A 19,135-nucleotide genomic window follows, 5' to 3' on the forward strand; every position below is an offset into this window, starting at 1 on the left:
CGCACTGAACGGGTAGATCGTCACTGCGCCTTCTTTCGTTCGCGACTGCGGGGCTCGCACAACCGGCTCACTCCTCGCGCTCACACCCGGTCCTCGAGGTCGCCCTCGCTGGCCAGGTACGTGTCGCGCAGCCGGTCGAGGGTGGCCGGCTCCGGCTTGGCCCACAGCCCCCGGTCGGCGGCCTCCAACAGCCGCTCGGTGATGCCGCGCAACGCCCACGGGTTGGACTTCTCCAGGAACTCCCGGGTGGTCTCGTCGAAGAGGTACGCGGCGGCCAGATGCTCATACATCCAGTCGTCGACCACACCGGCTGTGGCGTCGTAGCCGAACAGGTAGTCCACTGTGGCCGCCAGCTCGAACGCGCCCTTGTAGCCGTGCCGGCGCATCGCGGCGATCCACTTCGGGTTGACCACCCGGGCCCGGAACACCCGCCGGGTCTCCTCGCCCAGCGTGCGGGTGCGCACGTCGTGCGGCATCGCCGAGTCACCCACGTACGCCTGCGGTGACGTGCCGGTGAGGTGGCGGACCATCGCCACCATGCCGCCGTGGTACTGGAAGTAGTCGTCGGAGTCGACGATGTCGTGCTCGCGGGTGTCCTGGTTCTTCACCGCCACCGCGATCCGGGCGAACGAGCGTTCCATGTCGGCGCGCGCCTCCCGCCCGTCCAGCCCGCGGCCGTACGCGTAGCCGCCCCACACCGCGTACACCTCGGCCAGGTCGGCGTCGCTGCGCCAGGTCCGGGCGTCGATCAGGGGCAGCAGCCCAGCGCCGTACGCGCCAGGCTTGGAGCCGAAGATCCGGGCGGTGGCCCTCCGCTCGTCGCCGTGTTCGGCGAGGTCTGCGGCGACGTGCGCGCGCAGGTAGTTCTCCTCGTCCGGCTCGTTGAGGGCGGCGACCCGCCGGACGGCGTCGTCGAGCAGCGCCACCACGTGTGGGAACGCGTCGCGGAAGAACCCGGAGATGCGCACAGTGACGTCGACGCGCGGGCGGCCCAGCTCGGCGGTCGGCACCACCTCGATGCCGGTCACCCGCCGGGACCTGTCGTCCCAGACCGGCCGGCAGCCCAGCAACGCGAGGACCTCGGCGATGTCGTCGCCCTGGGTCCGCATCGCGCTGGTGCCCCAGACTGTCAACCCCACCGAGCGGGGGTACGCCCTGGTGTCGGCCAGGTGTCGAGCCAGCAGCGAGTCGGCGAGGGCCACCCCGACGTCCCAGGCGTTGCGGCTGGGGATGGCCTTCGGGTCGACGGAGTAGAAGTTGCGGCCGGTGGGCAGCACGTTCACCAGGCCCCGGGTGGGTGAACCGGACGGGCCGGGCGGCACGAACCTACCGTCCAGCGCCCCGAGGGTGTTGGTCAGCTCGTCGGTGGTCCGGGCCAGTCGGGGCACCAGCTCGGTGGCGGCGAAGTGCAGCACCGCGGCGACGTCCGGGATCGACTGACCGGTCACCTCGGTCACCACGGCGTCAACAGTGTCCACTGCCCAGTCCAGGGTTTCCATGCCGATGACCAGCCGCCGGGCCAGGACCTCGATGAGGTCGATCGCGTCGGCGGCGGTGCCGGCAGGCCCGTCCACCACGTCGGTCAGTGCGGTGGGCAGCGCCAGTCGCTGTCCCGGCGACGCGAGCAGCTCCTGCTCGTCGAGGGAGTACGCGACGGCGAGGGCCTGTCGCAGGCCGGGCAGGGCCCGGGCGCCACCCCAGACCTGCGGGGCGCGCAGCACCGCCAGGACCAGGTTGACCCGAGGCTCGCCCGTGGGCGCGTCGGCGAGGATGTGCAGGCCGTCGCGGATCTGCACGTCCTTGACCTCGCACAGGTACCCGTCGAGGTGCAGCACGAAGTCGTCGAAGTCGTCAGCGTCGGGCATCGCGTCGGCGTGCAGGTCGTGGTGCAGCTCGGCGGCGCGCACCAGGTCCCAGATCTGGGCCCGCACGGTGGGCACCTTCGCCGGGTCGAGGGCCTGCACTGTCGCGTACTCGTCGAGCAGTTGCTCCAGTTTGGCGAGGTCGCCGTAGGTTTCGGCGCGGGCCATCGGCGGGACCAGGTGGTCGACGACCACGGCGTGCGCCCGCCGCTTGGCCTGGGTGCCCTCGCCGGGGTCGTTGACGATGAACGGGTACACCAGCGGCAGGTCGCCGAGGACCGCGTCGGGCGCGCAGTCGGCGGCCAGGCCGAGGCCCTTGCCGGGCAGCCACTCCAGGGTGCCGTGCTTACCCAGGTGCACCACGGCGTCCGCGCCGAAGCCGCCGTCAGCGACCGGCGCTGTCAACCAGCGGTACGCGGCCAGGTAGTGGTGACTCGGCGGCAGGTCCGGGTCGTGGTAGATGGCGATCGGGTTCTCCCCGAAGCCGCGGGGCGGCTGGATCAGCAGCACCACGTTGCCGAAGCGCAGCCCGGCGAGCACGATGTCGCCGCCCTCGGTGTACAGCTCGCCCGGCGGCTCACCCCAGTGCTCCCGCATCCGCTCGCGCAGCTCGGCCGGTACCTCGTCGAACCAACGCCGGTACGTCGTCCCCGGTATCCGGGCCTCGGCGGCGGCCAACTGCTCCGGGGTGAGCCACTCCACGTCGTGACCACCGGCGGCGATCAGGGCGTGGATCAGCGCGTCGCCGTCGTCGGGCGGCGGCGCGTCACCCAGGTCGTAGCCGGCCTCGGCCAGCGCGGCGAACAGCCGGACCGCCGAGGCCGGGGTGTCCAGCCCGACAGCGTTGCCGACCCGGGAGTGCTTGGTGGGGTACGAGCTGAGCACCACGGCGACCCGCTTGTCGGCGTGCGGCACGTACCGCAGCCGGGCGTGGCGCACCGCGATCCCGGCGACCCGGGCGGCCCGCTCGGGGTCGGCGGCGTATACCGAGAGCCCGTCGGCGTCGATCTGCTTGAACGAGAACGGCACTGTGATGATCCGACCGTCGAACTCGGGGATGGCGACCTGCATGGCGGCGTCCAGCGGGGACAGGCCGGCGTCGCTGTCGGCCCACTGCGCGCGGGTGCTGGTGAGGCAGAGCGCCTGGATGACCGGCACGTCCAGGGCCGCCAGGGCGCCGACGTCCCAGGCGTCCTCGTCGCCGCCACCGGAGGCGTCCGCGGCGACCGCACCGCCGGCCGCGAGCACCGTGACCAGCAGCGCGTCACAGCGGGCGAAGAGCCCGAGTGGGCCGGCGCCCGCGGTCAGCCCGCGCAGCGAGCCGCAGAAGATCGGCAGCGGGTTGCCGCCGGCCTGGTGGACCGCGTCGGCGAGCACGTCGACGAAACCAGTGTTGCCGGCCAGAGCGTGCGCCCGGTAGAAGACGATCCCCACTGTGGGCCGGTCCGGGTCGGTGGGGTGGTCGCCGTGCACGCCGTACGCCGGGGTGGGCGCTGGTGCGGCGAACCCCTCGCCGGTGAGCAGCACCGTGTCGGAGAGGAACCGGGCCAACTGCCCGAGGTTGTCCGGACCGCCCTCCACCAGGTACGCCAGCGACTGGGTGACGACCCCGGACGGCACTGTGGAGATGGCCATCAGCTCCGCGTCGGGCAGCGCCTCACCGCCGAGCACGACCGTCGGCACGCCGGTGGCGAGCACCGCGGCGAGTCCGTCCGGCCACGCCTGCCGACCGCCGAGCAGCCGTACGACGACGAGGGCGACCCCGTCGAGCAGGGCGGGCACCTCGTCGGCGGCGACTCTGGCGGGGTTGGCCAGCCGGTAGTCGGCACCGCTGGCGCGGGCGGCCAGCAGGTCGGTGTCGGCGGTGGACAGCAGCAGGATACGCACGGCAGGCTCCGGAAAGTGACGCCCTGGGCCCTCAGGGGGCGACCGGGCGATGCGGGTGGGTTCGGCGTCAGCCGGTACGACGGCCCGGGCGAACGGCGCACCGACGCGTGCGTCGGGGCCGGTCAGCGCCGGGCGATCAGCTCAGCGGTGCCGGTGGCCGATGTCCCTGGAGCGCGCTGCCTGGAGCGCAATACGACGATGATCGTCGATGAATAAGACGCTGTGCGTCATCGGGTCCTCCTCGGGTGTCCACGCCCTGGGGTACGTCCCGACGGCCGAAGTATCCTGGCTTCCGGATCGACGCTCTCCCCCGGCCTTCCAACCGCAGACACACGGCCGTGACTCACGAGGGGGGATCGCTCCCCGGTGACAGTGGCGGGACCGCGTCGGAATCGCACCGACTTCCTTCACTGCCGTCAGGCCGCGAATGCTGCCACACCGTCGCGCCGCCGGTCAACGCCGGTCCCGCCCTACCAGACGGACGGAACCCATCGGGCTTCAGCGATTGGTGCGAGCGCGAATCGGTACGCCGCAATGCCCCCGCTCAATGCCCGATGTCCTTTGCTCTGCTTACCCATAGGCACCAGTGACGCTCCGTTCCTGGTGCGCATAGGTAAGCAGAGCAAAGGACATCCGAACGAACTCTGGCCTGCGCCGATCATCCGGCAGCGTGGCGTCGGTCGACACCATCACCTGGGATCGGCGAACGCACCACCAGTGTCCGCGATCAATCCCGGGGAGGGCATCAGGCCCTGTCACCTCACGCGACTTCCGGCGGGTGCAGGCCCGCGCCACCACTTCGCGCGCACCCGCGCCGGCCCAGCCGCGCTGACCTGGCCTCAGCGGGCGTGGCGTTCCGGGTGGGCCCGGCTCCAGGTCCGCATCCGTTCCGGGTAGCCGGTGCGCGCCGCCTCGTACAGCGGCACCGCGTGCTTGCGGGCGATCGTCCCGGCCGCGCGGGGCGTTCCGGTACGACGGCGGATCCACTCGCCGTCGTGGGCGATCGCCACCACCGTGGTGTCCGTCGCGGTCGTCTCCGGTTCCAGGTAGAACTCCACCCCGCGCCGGGTGGCGACGAACGCCTCCAGCGCCGCGAGGTCGTCGCGGGTCGCCTCCCGATCCAGCTTCGTCGGGGTCACCTCGGCACCCCGTGACCGGCGGTTGAACCAGCTCATGCCCGGCCCCTCTCCTCGACGTCCCTCCAGTGCAGCACCGGTTCCTGGCAATACGCTGCACGCCGGATGGGAGAGAGCTGACCTGCGTCGGGATATCCGGGTGGAACCAGCGGCGGGTGGGCGGTGTCATGAGTGTGATCCGAAACGGAGGCTCCCCTGGACGACGAGGCGCTCGTCACCCGCGCTCGGGCAGGTGACCTGGAGGCGTACAACCTCCTGGTCGCCCGGCACACCGCGTCCGCGTACCGGACGGCGGTGCTGCTCGGCGCGGGCTCGGACTCCGAGGACGTCATCCAGGAGGCGTGTGTGAAGGCGTACCGGAAGCTGTCCCGTTACCGGGGTGACGCGTCCTTCCGGTCGTGGCTGCTCGCGATCGTCGCGAACGAGACCCGCAACCTGCACCGCTCCCGTGGCCGGCGCGACGGGCTCGTGCTGCGGGCGGCGGCAGCGGACCCGACGTCCGAGGTCGCCGAGGACGACGCGGTCGGCGCGGTCCTCGCCGGTGAGCGCCGGGCGTCGCTGGTGCAGGCACTGCGACAACTGCCGGTACGGGACCGCGAGGTGATCGTCTGCCGCTTCTTCCTCGATCTCACCGAGGAGGAGACGGTGTCGGCTCTGGGCTGGCCCCGGGGCACTGTGAAGTCGCGCACGTCCCGGGCGCTGGGGAAGCTTCGCGGCCTGCTCGACAGTGAGGAGGTCCGGCATGGGTGACCTCGAACGGGAACTGCGCGACCTGTCCGCCTGGCTGGACACTCCCGATCCGCCCGACGTGACCGCCCGCGTCCGCGTACGACTCGGCACGCCCGCGCCCGCGCCCCGGCGGCGTCGGTGGCGGTCGCTCGCCGCGGTCGCGCTCGTCGCACTGCTGGTGGCGCTGTTGCCGCCGACGCGGGCCGCGATCGCCGACGTCGTCACGGGGCTGCTGCGCTTCGCCGGGGTCAGCATCGCCACCTCATCCGCCCCGACGCCGCCCGGCGGCACCGCGTCGCCGTTGCCCGGGCAGCGGGCCGTAGCCCTGGACGAGGCCCAACTGTCGGTACGGTTTCCGATCCGCCTGCCGGCGATGCTGGGCACACCCGAGCAGGTGCTGGTCGCCGACCCGGACGCCACCGGCCGGTACCGGGTGGCGACGCTGCTCTACGACGGGGGCGCGCTCCGCGTCGACGCGTTCGACGGTCGCCTCGACCTGGCCTTCCACAAGGAGGTCACGCCGCCGGGCGCGAACTGGGTCCAGGTCAACGGCGACTTCGCCGTCTGGGTCGACGGCCCGCACGTTCTGTCCTACGTGGATCGGGCGGGCGGGATCCGCCGGGAGACCGCCCGACTTGCCGGCTCGACCCTGATCTGGCAGGACGAGGACGTCAGCTACCGGCTTGAGGGCACCCTCACCAAGGCCGAGGCGATCGAGATCGCGCGCTCATTGGGCTAGTACGCGGTCGGGTCCCAGTCTGCGAGCTGCTCCATCGGCTGGATGTCGCCGGTGGTCTCCAGGTCGTCGAGTGGGACTCGCTCGTAGAAGTAGAGGACCATGTCGCTCGCTGCGCCTCGCATCGCCATGTCGCCCGGCTGCGCGTCAGCGGCAAGGTCGTCGCAGCGGACGCCGTCGGCGTTGAGGGTCAGTCGCCAGGAGCGGCCCTCGGTCGTGTGCAGGTCGATGGTCGCCGGCTTGAACGGCCAGGCGACGGTCGTCGCCGCTACCGTCGTCAGGAACTCGTCGACGCCCTCGACCGCGACGGCCGTCGGCAGCGGCTGTGCGACCCCCTGAGTGAGCTGGGCGTCGTAGGTGTGGACGGCCAACTCCTGGATCTGGTGGCGGGCCACGGCTCCGCTGGTCTCCGGGGCCTGCGAGCGGCCCCACCAGGTCCAGCAGCCGCGGTCCGGGCCGGCCGCGCGCATCGCGTCGAGCATGAGCCCGGTCGACTCGGCGAGCCAGGCGTCCAGGGCTTCGCGTTCGCGGGGCGCAGTCGGGGCACACTTCGGGTCCGTCCTCGCCGGGGGTTCAGCGCCCGGACCCGCCGCGACGATGGCGGCCTGGCGGCGGCGGCCGTCGCCGAGGTGCTGCGCCAGTTCGCGCAGAGTCCAGTCCGGACAGGTCGGGACCTGGACGTCAAGGTCGGGGGCGGACGCGATCGCGGCCCGGAACGCGGCCGAACGGTCGTCGATCAGCCGCAGGACCTCGGGGAACTCCGAAATGTGCTGCACCTCGGTTGTGTATCACTGCGCACCGGCCACCGGATAGCGAATTAGTCGGACGATCGCGTCGACAGCCGGCGGCGGCCCGAGGTGGCAGCAGTGTTTCCTGGCCGGTCAGCCCGGTCTACGAGTCGTCTCGGCCCTGCCAGGTCGTCACACAGGCCTCGTTGCCCTCGACGTCGGCGAGAACCCAGAAGGCGGGAGCATGGGACGCGGATACGAGTCGTCCATCGGTCCACCTGGGCATCCTCACATGCGCCCGTGATGACGTACGCACGCTCCCGGTCAGAGCACCAGGAACCCGGCGGGCCTGGGCGGTGTCGGATAGGTGCGACGAGTGCTCGACGCGTACCGGAAGGGGCGAGATGGTTTCCTGGGGCAGGTTGATGCTGGCATCCTCGGTGGTCCTGCTGGCGGGGTGTACGACCACGGCCGGCGGAGCGGCACCGACGGCGGGTGCGGCCACCACGGCGAGCACCGCGACCGCCTGCGCGGCGCGGGTCGAGACGGGGTCGCTGCCGGACTGGGCGGACGCCGGGTTCAGCGGGGACGCGCGGGTTCCGCACGTCTTCGGCGCGAAGGGTGACATCGTGGCGGTGCTGTTCGCCCATCCGCTGCGGCAGGTCCGGACGGACGGGTCGAACAACAAGATCCTCTGGGTGGCTCGCGCCGCCACGACCTCGCCCGATTCGACCGCACCGGCAACCCTGGTGATCACCGCGAGGCTGGACGGCACCGAGACACGGGTGATCCGGGAGGTCGCCGGCGGGCCGGGGCCGTCGATCATCGATCTGCCGGAGGCCGGTTGCTGGCGGCTCGACCTGCGCTGGTCCGGGCACACCGACACGATGGACCTGGTCTACGCCCCCTGAGCTACCCGTTATCCGCCACCACCTCGAACGATGCGGGAACGCGACCTCCTGGCCCGTCCCCACTACCACCGCCGCCGCCTAGGGTGTGGTCGTGCCGATCACCTTTCCACTTCCCGCCGATCGGGCCACGGCGGTGACGTTCGCGGTGTCCCCGATCGTGGAGTTGGCCTGGGCGTGGCATGTGCTGGTCGGCACCGAGCATCACCCGGAGCGGGCGGAGTGGGCGGAGCGAGTGCTCGGGGAGTTGCCAGACGACCTGGCCGCAGAGTTGAGCGCCTGGTCGTTCGCGGTACGAGCGGTCCGCGCGACAGTGTTCGCGGATCCGACGCTGCCGCCCGCCCTCGACTGGGTCCAGGCGGTGACGGCACTCCGGAGGATGCCTGCCGCGCAGTTTGCCGCCGCGATGCTTCGGCCGCTGCTGCGGGTGGGCGGTCGGTCCGCCGACGTGGCCGACCAGCGCGTGGGTGCCGAATTGGTGGCGCTGTCGCGGGCGCGGGGAGCGGGGGCGACGCGGGCGGTGCGACTGCTCCTGGACAAGCCCGCCGCCGCGCAGGCCGCAGTGGTCGACATTCTGGAGGGCTGCTGGTCGGCCTTCTTCGCGGCTGAGTGGCACCGGATCGAGCCCGCGCTGGATGGTGAGGTGCGGGCGCGAGCACGCATGGGTGCGCGCGGCGGCCTCCGCGCCGCATTGTCTGGTCTGTCGCCCGCGGTGGCCATCGGTGAGGACGGCCGCGTCACCATCGACAAGGTGCAGAGCAAGTCGCTGGCGGTGTCCGAACGTGGGCTGGTGCTGGTCCCCACAGTCTTCGGCGCTCCACACGTGTACGTCGCCGACGAGACGGGCCGCCCGGTGGTGGTGCATTACCCGTTCCCGCCGCCGGAGCGTGCTGCCGACCGGCGACTGACCCTGCGGCGGCTCGATGTGCTCGCTCATCCGGCGCGTCTGGAGGTGTGCCGGGCGATCGCGGTGGAGCCCAGGTCAGCGCGGGAGATCGCCCGGCTCTGGCGCCTCGACGAGACCACAGTGACCAAGCACCTGTCCGCTCTGCGCGTCGCTGGACTGGTTCGGGCGGAGCGGGCTGGGCACTTCGTCCGGTACTCGCTGGAGGCGTCCGCCATCCAGACGATTGGTGCCGACCTGCTCGACGTGCTCCGCCGCTGACTCCCTGCCGAAGACTTGCAGGCATTGGCGGCCGGCCAGCGGCACTCCCTACCGTGGCGGCCATGGTGACGCTCGACGAGAGGACGTGGCGGTCGACCGCCGACCGCGACGTGCCGACGCCGCTGTACGTGGCGGCGGACATCCACGGTCACCGCTCCGAGTTCTGGGAGTCACTTCGCGAGGCCGGGCTCGTCGACCACACGGGGCACTGGTCCGGGGGTGGCGCGCTGCTGTGGCTGCTCGGCGACTACGTCGATCGCGGTCCGGACGGTATCGGCGTCATCAACGACATCCAGCGGCTCGCCGTCTCCGCGCGAGCGGCGGGCGGCCACGTCGGGGCGTTGTTGGGTAACCACGAGGCGCAGTTGCTGGCCGCGCACCGGTTCGGCACCATGCCCGTCGCCGGTTGGGACGAACCCGGCGGGTTCCGCGGTGGCTGGGTCCGGTTCGGCGGACGGGAGAAGGACCTGCACCAGTTGACGCCACAGCACGTCGAGTGGATGACGCGGCTGCCTGCGGTAGCGGTCGTCGACGGGTTCCTGCTCGTGCACTCCGACACTGCCCGGTACCTGGAGCTTGGATCCAGTGTGGCCGCCGTGAACTCGGCAGTCACCACGGCTCTCGCCTCCAGCGACCCGGCGGCGTGGCTGGACTTCTGCGGCCGGATGAGCGATCGGGGCGCCTTTCGTGCGGCGGTGCGGGCGCACCCCGACGATCCGGTGTCGCTGATGCTGCGCACGCTCGGAGGCAGCGTGCTCGTCCACGGCCACAGCACCCTCACCAAGCACTTCGGCGTGGCGCCGCAGGATGTCACAGTCGCGCTGCGGTACGCCGACGACAGAGTCATCGCCATCGACGGTGGCGTCCACGAGGGCGGCCGGATCCTGCTCACTCGACTCCGCTGACCCTGGCTAGGCTGCCCGACGTGCTGGAGGACGTGCGGACGGCGGCCCGCAACAACGCCGAATGGTGCGACATCGTCTGCGTCAGCCACGGGTTGGCCGGCCGTACCGACGCCGACGCCTGGTCGGTCCCCCACCGTTCGGCACAGTGGTACCCGGACGCCGTCACAGTGCGACCGGGCGTCGACGCCGAGGCCCTGCTGTCCCGCATCGACGCGGGGCCCGGCGCGTCGGTGAAGGACAGCTTCGCCGACCTCGACCTGTCCGGGTACGGGTTCCGGGTGCTCTTCGACGCGCAGTGGATCTACCGGCCACCGGCGGCACCACCTGTCGACAACCCGCTGGCCCCGGTCACCACACCCGACGAGTTGACGGCCTGGGCGGCGGCCCACGGCGGTGGGCAGCTGTTCCGCCCCGCGCTTTTGGCCGACCCCCGCGTACGGGTGCTCGCCCGACACGACGACAGCTGTGTGATCACCGGTGGAGCGGTGCTCAGCGGTGACGGCCCGTACGGCGTCTCCAACCTGTTCACCCGCACCGACACCTCCCGGGACATCTGGTGCGCGGTGTGCGCCACAGTGCCCAACGCGCCGCTGGTCGGCTACGAAACCACAGCGGACCTTCCTCCGGCGCTCTCCGCTGGCTTCACCACCACCGGCCCTCTCCGCGTCTGGCTGCACACCTAGCGCTCCGGCCACTGACGCCGCGCACGGGCAGCTATGCTGGGCGGCATCGGCACCGATCCGGCCATCACCGGGGAGCCTCCGGAAGAACGGGCAGCCTCGCCGCCCCAGTAGAACCGGACGTCGCGGCACGTCACGTCGCGAAATTGAGCGGCGCCTGCACCATCGAGGCGCAAGCGGGGTGGTACCGCGGGGTCCTGGCCATACGCCCGGCACTTCGTCCCCGTGTGGGCATCGAGCTGATGCCCTCGCGAGCGGACGTGAAGTGTAGGGAGAACGTCGGTGCCGGACGGTCCGTCGAAGTCGCCATTCGTGCCACTTCCCACCAAGATCGACCTTGGTGGGCTGGACCGCGCGGTCATCGAGTGGTGGCAAGCCAACAACGTGTTCAACCGGAGTCTGGAGCAGACGGCCGACGGTCCGCCGTGGGTGTTCTACGAGGGGCCGCCGACCGCCAACGGCACGCCTGGCACCCACCACATCGAGGCGAGGGTCTTCAAGGACCTCTTCCCCCGGTACCGGACGATGCGGGGCTTCTCGGTGCCGCGCCGCGCCGGGTGGGACTGCCACGGTCTGCCCGTTGAGCTCGCTGTGGAGAAGGAACTGGGGCTCAGCGGCAAGCCCGACATCGAGCGGATGGGCGTCGCGGAGTTCAACGCCCTGTGCCGCACCTCCGTGTTGCGGCACGTGGACGAGTTCGTCCAGCTCAGCGAGCGTATGGGTTACTGGATCGACCTGGAGCATCCGTACCAGACGATGTCCCCTGAGTACGTGGACAGCGTCTGGTGGTCACTGAAGCAGATCCACGACGGCGGGCGACTCGTGGAGGACTTCCGGGTCGCGCCGTACTGCACCCGCGACGGAACGACCCTGTCCGACCACGAGGTGGCGCAGGGGTACGAGACCGTCACCGACCCGTCCGTGTACGTGCGGTTCCCGTTGCGCGGGGAGGTAGCCGGACACGGCGGCGTCGACCTGCTGATCTGGACCACCACCCCGTGGACCCTGGTGTCCAACACCGCCGTCGCCGTGCATCCCGCTGTGACGTACGCCCTCGCCCGCACCGGGCAGGGCACGTTCGTCGTCGCCGAACCGCTGACCCGGCGGGTCCTCGGCGACGAGGCGGAGATCCTGGCGACCCTGCCGGGGTCGGCCCTGGAAGGTTTGCGGTACGAGCGGCCGTTCGACCTGGTGGACATCCCGGACGCGCACCGGGTGGTCCTCGCGGAGTACGTCACGACCGAGGACGGCACCGGGCTGGTGCACCAGGCGCCGGCGTTCGGCGCGGACGACCTCGCCGTCTGCCGCGCGTACGGGTTGCCGCTGGTGAACCCGGTCGCCCCGAACGGGCGCTTCAACGACGACATCGACCTGGTCGGTGGGATGTTCTTCAAGGACGCCGACGCGTTGCTCATCGACCGTCTCCGGACGTCGGGTCGGCTGTTCCGGCATGAGCCGTTCGAGCACCCGTACCCGCACTGCTGGCGGTGCCACACCCCGCTGATGTACTACGCGCAGCCGTCCTGGTACATCCGGACGACCGAGGTCCGCGACGAGCTGACCCGGGAGAACGAAAACACCAACTGGTTCCCGGAGCACATCAAACACGGCCGCTACGGCGACTGGCTGAAGAACAACATCGACTGGGCGGTGTCCCGCTCGCGGTACTGGGGCACCCCGCTGCCGTTGTGGCGATGCCCGGACAACCACGTGACAGCTGTCGGTTCCCGCACGGAGCTCGGAGAGCTGGCCGGCGCCGACCTGTCCGAGCTGGATCCGCACCGTCCGTATGTCGACGAGATCACCTTCAACTGCCCGGACTGCGGCCAGGTCGCCACCCGGGTCCCCGAGGTGATCGACGCCTGGTACGACTCCGGGGCGATGCCGTTCGCGTCGTTGGGCTACCCCCACGTGCCGGGTAGCAGGGAGATCTTCGAGCGCACCTACCCGGCCCAGTACATCTGCGAGGCGATCGATCAGACGCGGGGGTGGTTCTACACGCTGATGGCGGTCGGCACGCTGGTCTTCGACAGGTCCCCGTACGAGAACGTCGTCTGCCTCGGGCACATCCTGGCCGAGGACGGCCGCAAGATGAGCAAACACCTGGGCAACATCCTGCTGCCGATCCCGTTGATGGACACGCACGGGGCCGACGCGGTGCGCTGGTTCATGGCCTGCTCCGGCTCACCGTGGTCGCCGCGCCGGATCGGGCCCGGCCCGCTCGACGAGATCGTCCGCAAGGTGTTGATGACCTACTGGAACACCGCGGCGTTCTTCTCCCTCTACGCGGCGAACTCGACGTGGGCGCCGCATCTGGCGCAGCCGGTGGCCCAGCGACCGGTGTTGGACCGGTGGATCGTCGGCGAGGTCCACGCCCTCGCCGCCGCCGTTGACGAACGGATGCAGAACTACGACACGGCGCGCGCCGGCCGACTGCTCGCCGACTTCATCGACGACCTGTCGAACTGGTACGTACGGCGGTCGCGGCAGCGTTTCTGGGAGGGCGACCCCAATGCCCTCACCACCCTGTACGAGTGCCTCGACATCCTCACGCGGCTCCTGGCGCCGTTCATACCCTTCGTCACCGAGGAGGTGTGGCAGCAGGTCGTCCGGCGCGGTGCCCAGTCGGCTCCGGAGTCGGTACACCTGGCGACCTGGCCCACACCCGACACCACAGCGATCAGCACAGAGTTGTCGGCCCAGGTGGCCACGGCGCGGGCGTTGGCCGAGGCGGGCCGGTCCGCCCGTAAGGCGAGCGGTCTGCGGATCCGGCAGCCGTTGAGCCGGGCGCTCGTGGGGCTACCGGCCGGCACCGTTCTCCCGCAGGCGTTGCTTGACGACATCGGCGACGAGTTGAACGTCAAGGTCCTCCAGCCGCTCGATGCCCAGAGCGGGGTCATCGACGTGCAGGTCAAGGCGAACTTCCGGACCCTGGGCCGCCGGTTCGGCAACCGCACCCAGCACGTCGCGAAGGCCATTGCCGCCGTGACCCCCCGGGACCTGGTCGACGGCGTCCGGACCAACGGGACGTACCCGCTGTCTGTCGACGGCGCGCAGGTCGAGGTGGGCCTGGACGACATCCTGATCACTGAGGTGCCGCGTACCGGTTGGGTGGTGGAGTCCCAGCGCGGCGCGACCATCGCGTTGGACACCGAGATCACCCCCGAGCTGGCGGCCGAAGGCGTCGCCCGCGACGTCGTCCGCATCATCCAACAGGCCCGCCGCGACGCCGACTTCGAGGTCGCCGACCGGATCACGGTGTCGATCGCCGCGTCCCCGGAGGTGGCGGCAGCGATCACCGCGCATCAGAAGCTCATCGCGCACGAGACCCTCGCGCTCAAGCTGACCGTGCTGGACGCGTTGTCGGAGGGTTTCTCCGGCACCGTGGGCGAAGGCTACGAGATCGTCGTACACGTGGTGCGGGCCTGAGCGGTGGCCGGGCGGGCGGTCAACCGAGCTGGGTCAGGTCCTCCGGGTACGGGGCGAGCGCCGCGCGGATCAGCTCGGTGGCGTAGCGGGCCGGCCCGGTGCCGACGCGCAGGGTGCCGCCGGGCGAGACGGAGGACGCGGGGTCCGGCTACCCGCCGCGCCGGCGGTGATCTCTTCGGTTGGCATCGGGCGACCGTAACCAGCACGGGCGCGCGGCGCAGTCGGCCACGCACCCGCCCGGCAGCGAAGTGGGTCAGTTCTTGACCACCGACGGAGCTGTCTCAGCGGGGTGCGGCGGGCGCAGCACCGGCACCAGCAGCAGGGTCGGCAGCAGCAGCAGCGGCACCGCCAGCAGCGCGCGCAGGATGCCGACCTCGTCGCCGATCAGCCCCAGCAAGGGCGGGCCACCGAGGAACGCGGTGTAGCCGATCACCGCGACCACGCTCACCCGTACCGCCGCGTGCGCCTCGTCGTCGGCCGCCGCGCTCATCCCGACCGGGAAACCCAGCGACGCGCCGAGGCCCCACAGTGCGACGCCGATGACGGCCACCGGCCCGGAACCCGCCAGCACGGCCAGGCCGGCGCCGACCACGGCGAGGCCGATGGTGCCGCTGAGCACGGGCACCCGACCCCACCGGTCCAGCGCGATGGTGCCGAGGGTGCGTCCGACGGTCATGCCCACCACGAAGACGGCGAAGACCGCCGCGCCGGCAGCCTCACTGAGGTCCCGTCCGTCGATGAACGCGACGGCCAGCCAGTCGTTGGCGGCACCCTCGGTGAACGCTGCCACCAGCACGAACAGCCCGATCAGCAGGGTGCGCGGCTCTCGCCAGGCGGCGAGTTGCGCCCGGCGACGGGCGGCGGGGGTGGCGTCCGCCGGGTCACCGGTGTGGTCGCTGCCCACCGGCAGAAACGTCCGCGCGGCGAGCGCGGTGCCGGTCAACACGACCACCGCCACAGCGACGAGATGCGCGCCGACCGACACGTCGAAGCGGGCCGCCCCGGCGCCCAGCGCCGCCCCGGCCACCGAGCCGAGGCTCCACCCGGCGTGGAAACGGGGCATGATCGTCCGGCCCAGCCGTCGTTCCACAGCCGCGCCCTCGACGTTCATCGCCACGTCACAGGCGCCGGAGCCGTAGCCGAGGGCAACCAACCCCAGGGCGACGAGGGCGAACGACCCGGTCATCGTGGCGCCCAGCCCCGCCACGGTCAGGCCGACCGCTACCAGCACGGTGGCCATCGTCACGGTGCGGGCCGCGCCGAATCGCTGGGCGAGCAGGCCGGAGGTGGGCATGGCGAGCAGCGCGCCGACGCTCATCGCCAGCAGCAGCAGCCCGAGTCGGCCGGCGGAAAGGTCCAACGCCTCACGGACCGCCGGAACGCGGGAGAACCAACTGCCGACGGCCAGCCCGTTGAGGGTGAACGTGGCGGCGACACCGTTGCGGGCGAGCCGCACCGTCCGCAGGTTCGGCGAGGCGGTGTGCGGGGCCAGGGGTCGACTGGTGGGGGCGCTCACGAGGGCGGTTCCTCTTTCTCGGGGTGATCTCCTGGCACGATCGCACACCTGAGAGCGCTACCACCACAACCCAGGACCGCCCCTTACCGCTGCTGGTCGGGCCGGGGCATGATGTGCGCAGGCGTTGGTCCGACCGGACGGGCCGCCGCGGGAGGCGATGATGACGACAGCGGCACAGCAGCGACCGGCCACTCTTGACGACGTGGCCCGGGTCGCCGGGGTGTCCCGGTCCACGGCGTCGCGGGTGATCGCCGGCACTGGGTTCGCGTCGCCGGCCGCCCGGAAACAGGTCACGGCAGCCGTCGACCAGCTCGGCTACGTGCCCAACCCGGCAGCCCGGGCGTTGGTCCGCGGCGGCGGCGTCCGCCTGGTGGTGGCCGTTCTGGGGACCAGCGACGCGGTGCTGGACGACCCGTACGTGCACCAGGTGGTCGGCTCGGCCGCCCGGGTGTGCACGCCCGCCGGTGTCGGGGTGGCACTGCACTGGCTGCCGTTCGGCGACCCCCGCAGCCTCCACCAACTCGACGGGGATCGCAGCGTGTGCGGGGTGATCCTGGTCAACACCACCGAGGAGTTGCTGGCGGCGGTGCCCCGGTCGTTGCACGGTCGGGTGGTCTCGATCGGCGTCGGCTCGGCGACAGTGCCGTCGTTCGACGTCGACAACGCCGCCGGCTCCGAAGCGGTGCTGCGCCATCTGTACGCCTCGGGGCGCCGCCGGATCGCCATGGTGACCGGCCCCCGGTGGCTGCCCTGCGCGCAACGCCCGGTGCAGACGTACCGCCGGCTGATGGCCGAGGCGGGCCTACCGGAGCGGATACTGCCCGGGGACTTCCGGGCGGCGCGCGGCCGGACGGCGGCCGGCGAGGCGCTGCAGCGCTGGCCGGACATCGACGCGGTCTACGCGATCAGCGACGACACCGCGCTCGGGGTGATCGCGGGCCTACGGGACGCCGGTGTGCGGGTGCCCGGCGACGTCGCTGTGGCCGGCTTCGACGACATTCCGTTGGCCGGGATGACCGCCCCGGCGCTGACCACGGCGAGTCACCCGGTGGGGCGGATCGCTGTCGCAGCGGCCACCGCTCTGCTGGACGGACGCCCGGCAGCACCGGCGACCCTCTTCCCGTCGGCCCTGGTGGCGCGGGCCAGCGCCTGAGTCGACGCTCGGCGGTTAACCCCGTCCGGGCCGGGTAACCGCGTCGGACCTTTCGTCCAGCGTGAGGAGCGCCGACCCGTGTCCGACTCCGCGCCGTCGCACTGGGACCCGGCGCCGAGCCCCCGGGACGGCCGGTTGACCGCCCGCCGCCACCCGCCGGTGGCGCAGGGCCGCACCGGGCTGGTGCCGATGACCGGTCCCGACGGTGACCGGCTGGCCCTGGGGTACGCCCCGGAGCCGGCGACCGACGCTTCGGCGTACCGGTTGGTGCTGCTCCTGCACGGCGCGGGCGGTTCCGCGCGACAGGGGCTGGACCTGCTGTTGCCGGTCGCGGACGCGCAGCACCTGCTGCTTGTGGCCCCGGACTCGTCGGCGGCCAGTTGGGACCTGATCGCCGGCGGTTTCGGGGCGGACGTGGGGCGCATCGACGGGCTGTTGGCGACCGTCTTCGACACCTACCCGGTGGCCGATGTGACGGTCGGTGGCTTCTCCGACGGCGCCTCGTACGCGCTGTCCCTGGGCTTGGCGAACGGGGATCTGGTCGACGCGGTGCTGGCCTTCTCCCCCGGCTTCGCCGCCCCACCGGTCACCCACGGCCGGCCACGGATCTTCATCTCGCACGGGGTCGACGACCGGGTGCTGCCCATCGACGTGTGCAGCCGCCGTCTCGTCCCCCACCTGCACGACCTCGGCTACGACGTGACCTACGAGGAGTTCCCCGGCGGCCATGACGTTCCCACCCCGATCCGCGATTCCGCCCTCGCCTGGCTCACCACGTAACCCACCCCACCCCGCCCCGCCCCGCCCCGCCCCGCCCCGCCGCAGCCTGGTCGATCATGGAGTTGTGGTGGGCGATTGACGACGGAAAGTGGCTTACGGGAGGCACCACAAGTCCTTGATCGACCCGGGCGGGGCGTGGGAACTGCCGCTGATCGGTACGGACGTCAGACCGGGGGGAGGCCGAGGGCGTCGTCGACGCGGGCGAGGACTGCGGCGTCGTCCTCCGGGTTGACGCCCCGCAGCAGGTCGATGGCCGTGGCCCGAACCTGACCGATGATCATCGCCAGGGGGAGGGTCTGCGTGGGGCCGAAGAGTTGCCCGGCGGCGTGCACAGCGGCCAACGCCGACTCGTCGGCCCGGCTGGCGTGCCGGTCGGCGGTCTCCTCCTGCCCGTTCAGGTCCGCGGCGAGGGCGGCACCGGCCTGACGGACCGCCTCGGCCAGCGACCGCAGGGCGGCGCCCAGCTCGGGCGGGGCCGGGGTGTGCAGCCGGCTGAGGGTCACGCCCGCACGGGCCAGCACCCGCACATTGCGGACCGCGTAGTCGATCTGCCGGATCGACTCGTCCACGGAGCGCAGCCGACCGATGTGCCGACGTCGACGGACGTTGAGCCGCAGCGCCTCACCGGCGGCCAGCACTCCGTCGCGCAGCCCGTCCACCCGGGCGTCCATCCCCCGGGCCTGCCGCAGCGCGGCGACCGCCGCCGGCTCGTCGCGGTCGTCCAGCGCGTCGGCGATCCCGCCGAGCAGCCCGGCCAACTCGTCGAAGGTCCGCCGCACCTCGGCGACCAGCGGCGCCAGCGGATGCCGGGCGTCGACCAGCAGGCTGGCCGCGAGGGCGACCACGCCGCCGACCAGCGCGTCAACGAAGCGGAACGGCACCAACGAGCCGTCCGGTGGTGCGACCACCACCAGGTAGAGCGCCGAGACGGCCGCCTGCACCAGCGTCACGCCGGTGGCGCCGAAGGCCACCGCGAGGAGGACGGTGAGCAGGATGACTGTGAACACCGTCCAGGTGCTGCCCGGGCCGAGCGCCTGCACCACCAGGTCGGCGACGAGCACCCCGGCGGCTACCCCGAGGATGACCTCGACGGCCCGGCGGATGCGCTGCCCCCGGGCCTGACCGAGGACGATCAGCGCGGCGGCCGGCGCGAAGAAGGGCTGCGGGTGGGCGAGCAACCGGGTGGCCAGCAGCCAGGCCACGGTCGCCGCGACGGTCGCCTCCAGCACCGGCCGCCAGCCCTGCCGCAACCGCCCGCCGGCCGTCCGCAGGCCGCTGAACCGCGTCATCGCCCACCCTCTCCCGCCCACGCCGGCCGGCCGGTCCGCCGCGCCGCCGGAAGTGCGACACCACGCCGCTGGCTCGCCGCAGCAGGCCGTCCGTTCCCCCCTTTGGAGCTGATGCCGTAAACGCATCAGGTTCGATGTCGTAAACGATTCAGCTCCAAAGGACCGGCCCATGGCACCATGCCGGCGGCCGGCGGCGTCCCGAGGCGATCGTCTCCCATCACGCGTCGGACCT

Annotated in this window: 14 protein-coding genes, 1 pseudogene and 1 riboswitch; of the genes and pseudogenes, 9 read left to right on the forward strand and 6 right to left on the reverse strand. The window is 72.0% G+C overall.

Going from position 1 to position 19,135, the window contains the following annotated elements:
* Positions 1-80 precede the first annotated feature (80 nt).
* On the reverse strand, positions 81-3,749 hold the full coding sequence (gene cobN, locus AB0B98_RS16970; RefSeq protein WP_357363588.1) for a cobaltochelatase subunit CobN: 3,669 nt from the start codon (positions 3,747-3,749) through the stop codon (positions 81-83).
* Between the two features lie 278 nt (positions 3,750-4,027).
* Positions 4,028-4,157, reverse strand: a riboswitch (cobalamin riboswitch).
* 431 nt (positions 4,158-4,588) lie between these two features.
* Positions 4,589-4,924, reverse strand: coding sequence for a hypothetical protein (locus AB0B98_RS16975; protein ID WP_357363590.1), 336 nt, complete (start codon positions 4,922-4,924; stop codon positions 4,589-4,591).
* Positions 4,925-5,179: 255 nt separating this feature from the next.
* Here AB0B98_RS16975 and AB0B98_RS16980 point away from each other — a divergent pair, with 255 nt between their 5' ends.
* Both AB0B98_RS16980 and AB0B98_RS16985 read left to right on the forward strand, forming a co-directional pair.
* The gene (locus AB0B98_RS16980) at positions 5,180-5,635 is read left to right on the forward strand and encodes an RNA polymerase sigma factor (RefSeq protein WP_357363592.1); all 456 of its coding nucleotides are present in this window, start codon (positions 5,180-5,182) and stop codon (positions 5,633-5,635) included.
* Positions 5,628-6,353 (forward strand): hypothetical protein, encoded by a 726-nt coding sequence (locus AB0B98_RS16985; protein WP_357282776.1) that lies wholly within the window; start codon positions 5,628-5,630, stop codon positions 6,351-6,353. Before AB0B98_RS16980 ends, AB0B98_RS16985 begins: the two co-directional genes overlap by 8 nt.
* On the opposite strand, the gene AB0B98_RS16990 is transcribed toward AB0B98_RS16985, so the two are convergent.
* Both AB0B98_RS16990 and AB0B98_RS16995 read right to left on the reverse strand, forming a co-directional pair.
* A complete protein-coding gene (locus AB0B98_RS16990) occupies positions 6,350-7,126 on the reverse strand; it encodes a maleylpyruvate isomerase family mycothiol-dependent enzyme (RefSeq protein WP_357363594.1) in 777 nt (258 codons plus the stop codon). The genes AB0B98_RS16985 and AB0B98_RS16990 overlap by 4 nt on opposite strands.
* A 115-nt stretch (positions 7,127-7,241) precedes the next feature.
* Positions 7,242-7,346: pseudogene (locus AB0B98_RS16995) on the reverse strand (4a-hydroxytetrahydrobiopterin dehydratase); the annotation flags it as partial.
* Positions 7,347-7,503: 157 nt separating this feature from the next.
* Here AB0B98_RS16995 and AB0B98_RS17000 point away from each other — a divergent pair.
* From AB0B98_RS17000 to ileS, 5 genes are all read left to right on the forward strand, one after another.
* Positions 7,504-7,989: a hypothetical protein gene (locus AB0B98_RS17000; protein WP_357363596.1), complete on the forward strand. Its 486-nt coding sequence runs from the start codon at positions 7,504-7,506 to the stop codon at positions 7,987-7,989.
* A gap of 91 nt (positions 7,990-8,080) precedes the next feature.
* The gene (locus tag AB0B98_RS17005) at positions 8,081-9,151 is read left to right on the forward strand and encodes a DUF5937 family protein (protein WP_357363598.1); all 1,071 of its coding nucleotides are present in this window, start codon (positions 8,081-8,083) and stop codon (positions 9,149-9,151) included.
* A gap of 62 nt (positions 9,152-9,213) precedes the next feature.
* Positions 9,214-10,056 (forward strand): metallophosphoesterase, encoded by an 843-nt coding sequence (locus AB0B98_RS17010; protein ID WP_357363599.1) that lies wholly within the window; start codon positions 9,214-9,216, stop codon positions 10,054-10,056.
* A gap of 20 nt (positions 10,057-10,076) precedes the next feature.
* Entirely contained in the window at positions 10,077-10,739 is a 663-nt protein-coding gene (locus AB0B98_RS17015) for a hypothetical protein (protein ID WP_357363602.1), read from the forward strand.
* 279 nt (positions 10,740-11,018) lie between these two features.
* Positions 11,019-14,165 (forward strand): isoleucine--tRNA ligase, encoded by a 3,147-nt coding sequence (ileS, locus tag AB0B98_RS17020; RefSeq protein WP_357363604.1) that lies wholly within the window; start codon positions 11,019-11,021, stop codon positions 14,163-14,165.
* A gap of 253 nt (positions 14,166-14,418) precedes the next feature.
* Here ileS and AB0B98_RS17025 read toward each other — a convergent pair whose 3' ends face one another.
* Positions 14,419-15,681: an MFS transporter gene (locus AB0B98_RS17025; RefSeq protein ID WP_238670653.1), complete on the reverse strand. Its 1,263-nt coding sequence runs from the start codon at positions 15,679-15,681 to the stop codon at positions 14,419-14,421.
* Between the two features lie 160 nt (positions 15,682-15,841).
* On the opposite strand from AB0B98_RS17025, the gene AB0B98_RS17030 reads away from it, so the two are divergent.
* Together AB0B98_RS17030 and AB0B98_RS17035 are read left to right on the forward strand one after the other, a co-directional pair.
* Positions 15,842-16,834: a LacI family DNA-binding transcriptional regulator gene (locus tag AB0B98_RS17030; RefSeq protein ID WP_357363606.1), complete on the forward strand. Its 993-nt coding sequence runs from the start codon at positions 15,842-15,844 to the stop codon at positions 16,832-16,834.
* Positions 16,835-16,912: 78 nt separating this feature from the next.
* Complete coding sequence (locus AB0B98_RS17035) at positions 16,913-17,614, forward strand: phospholipase (RefSeq protein WP_357363607.1); 702 nt, start codon at positions 16,913-16,915, stop codon at positions 17,612-17,614.
* Between the two features lie 164 nt (positions 17,615-17,778).
* Here AB0B98_RS17035 and AB0B98_RS17040 read toward each other — a convergent pair whose 3' ends face one another.
* The gene (locus AB0B98_RS17040) at positions 17,779-18,903 is read right to left on the reverse strand and encodes an FUSC family protein (RefSeq protein ID WP_357363608.1); all 1,125 of its coding nucleotides are present in this window, start codon (positions 18,901-18,903) and stop codon (positions 17,779-17,781) included.
* Positions 18,904-19,135 lie beyond the last annotated feature (232 nt).

Source organism: Micromonospora sp. NPDC048947 (genome assembly GCF_040649495.1).
GTDB classification, from domain to species: Bacteria; Actinomycetota; Actinomycetes; order Mycobacteriales; family Micromonosporaceae; genus Micromonospora; species Micromonospora alfalfae.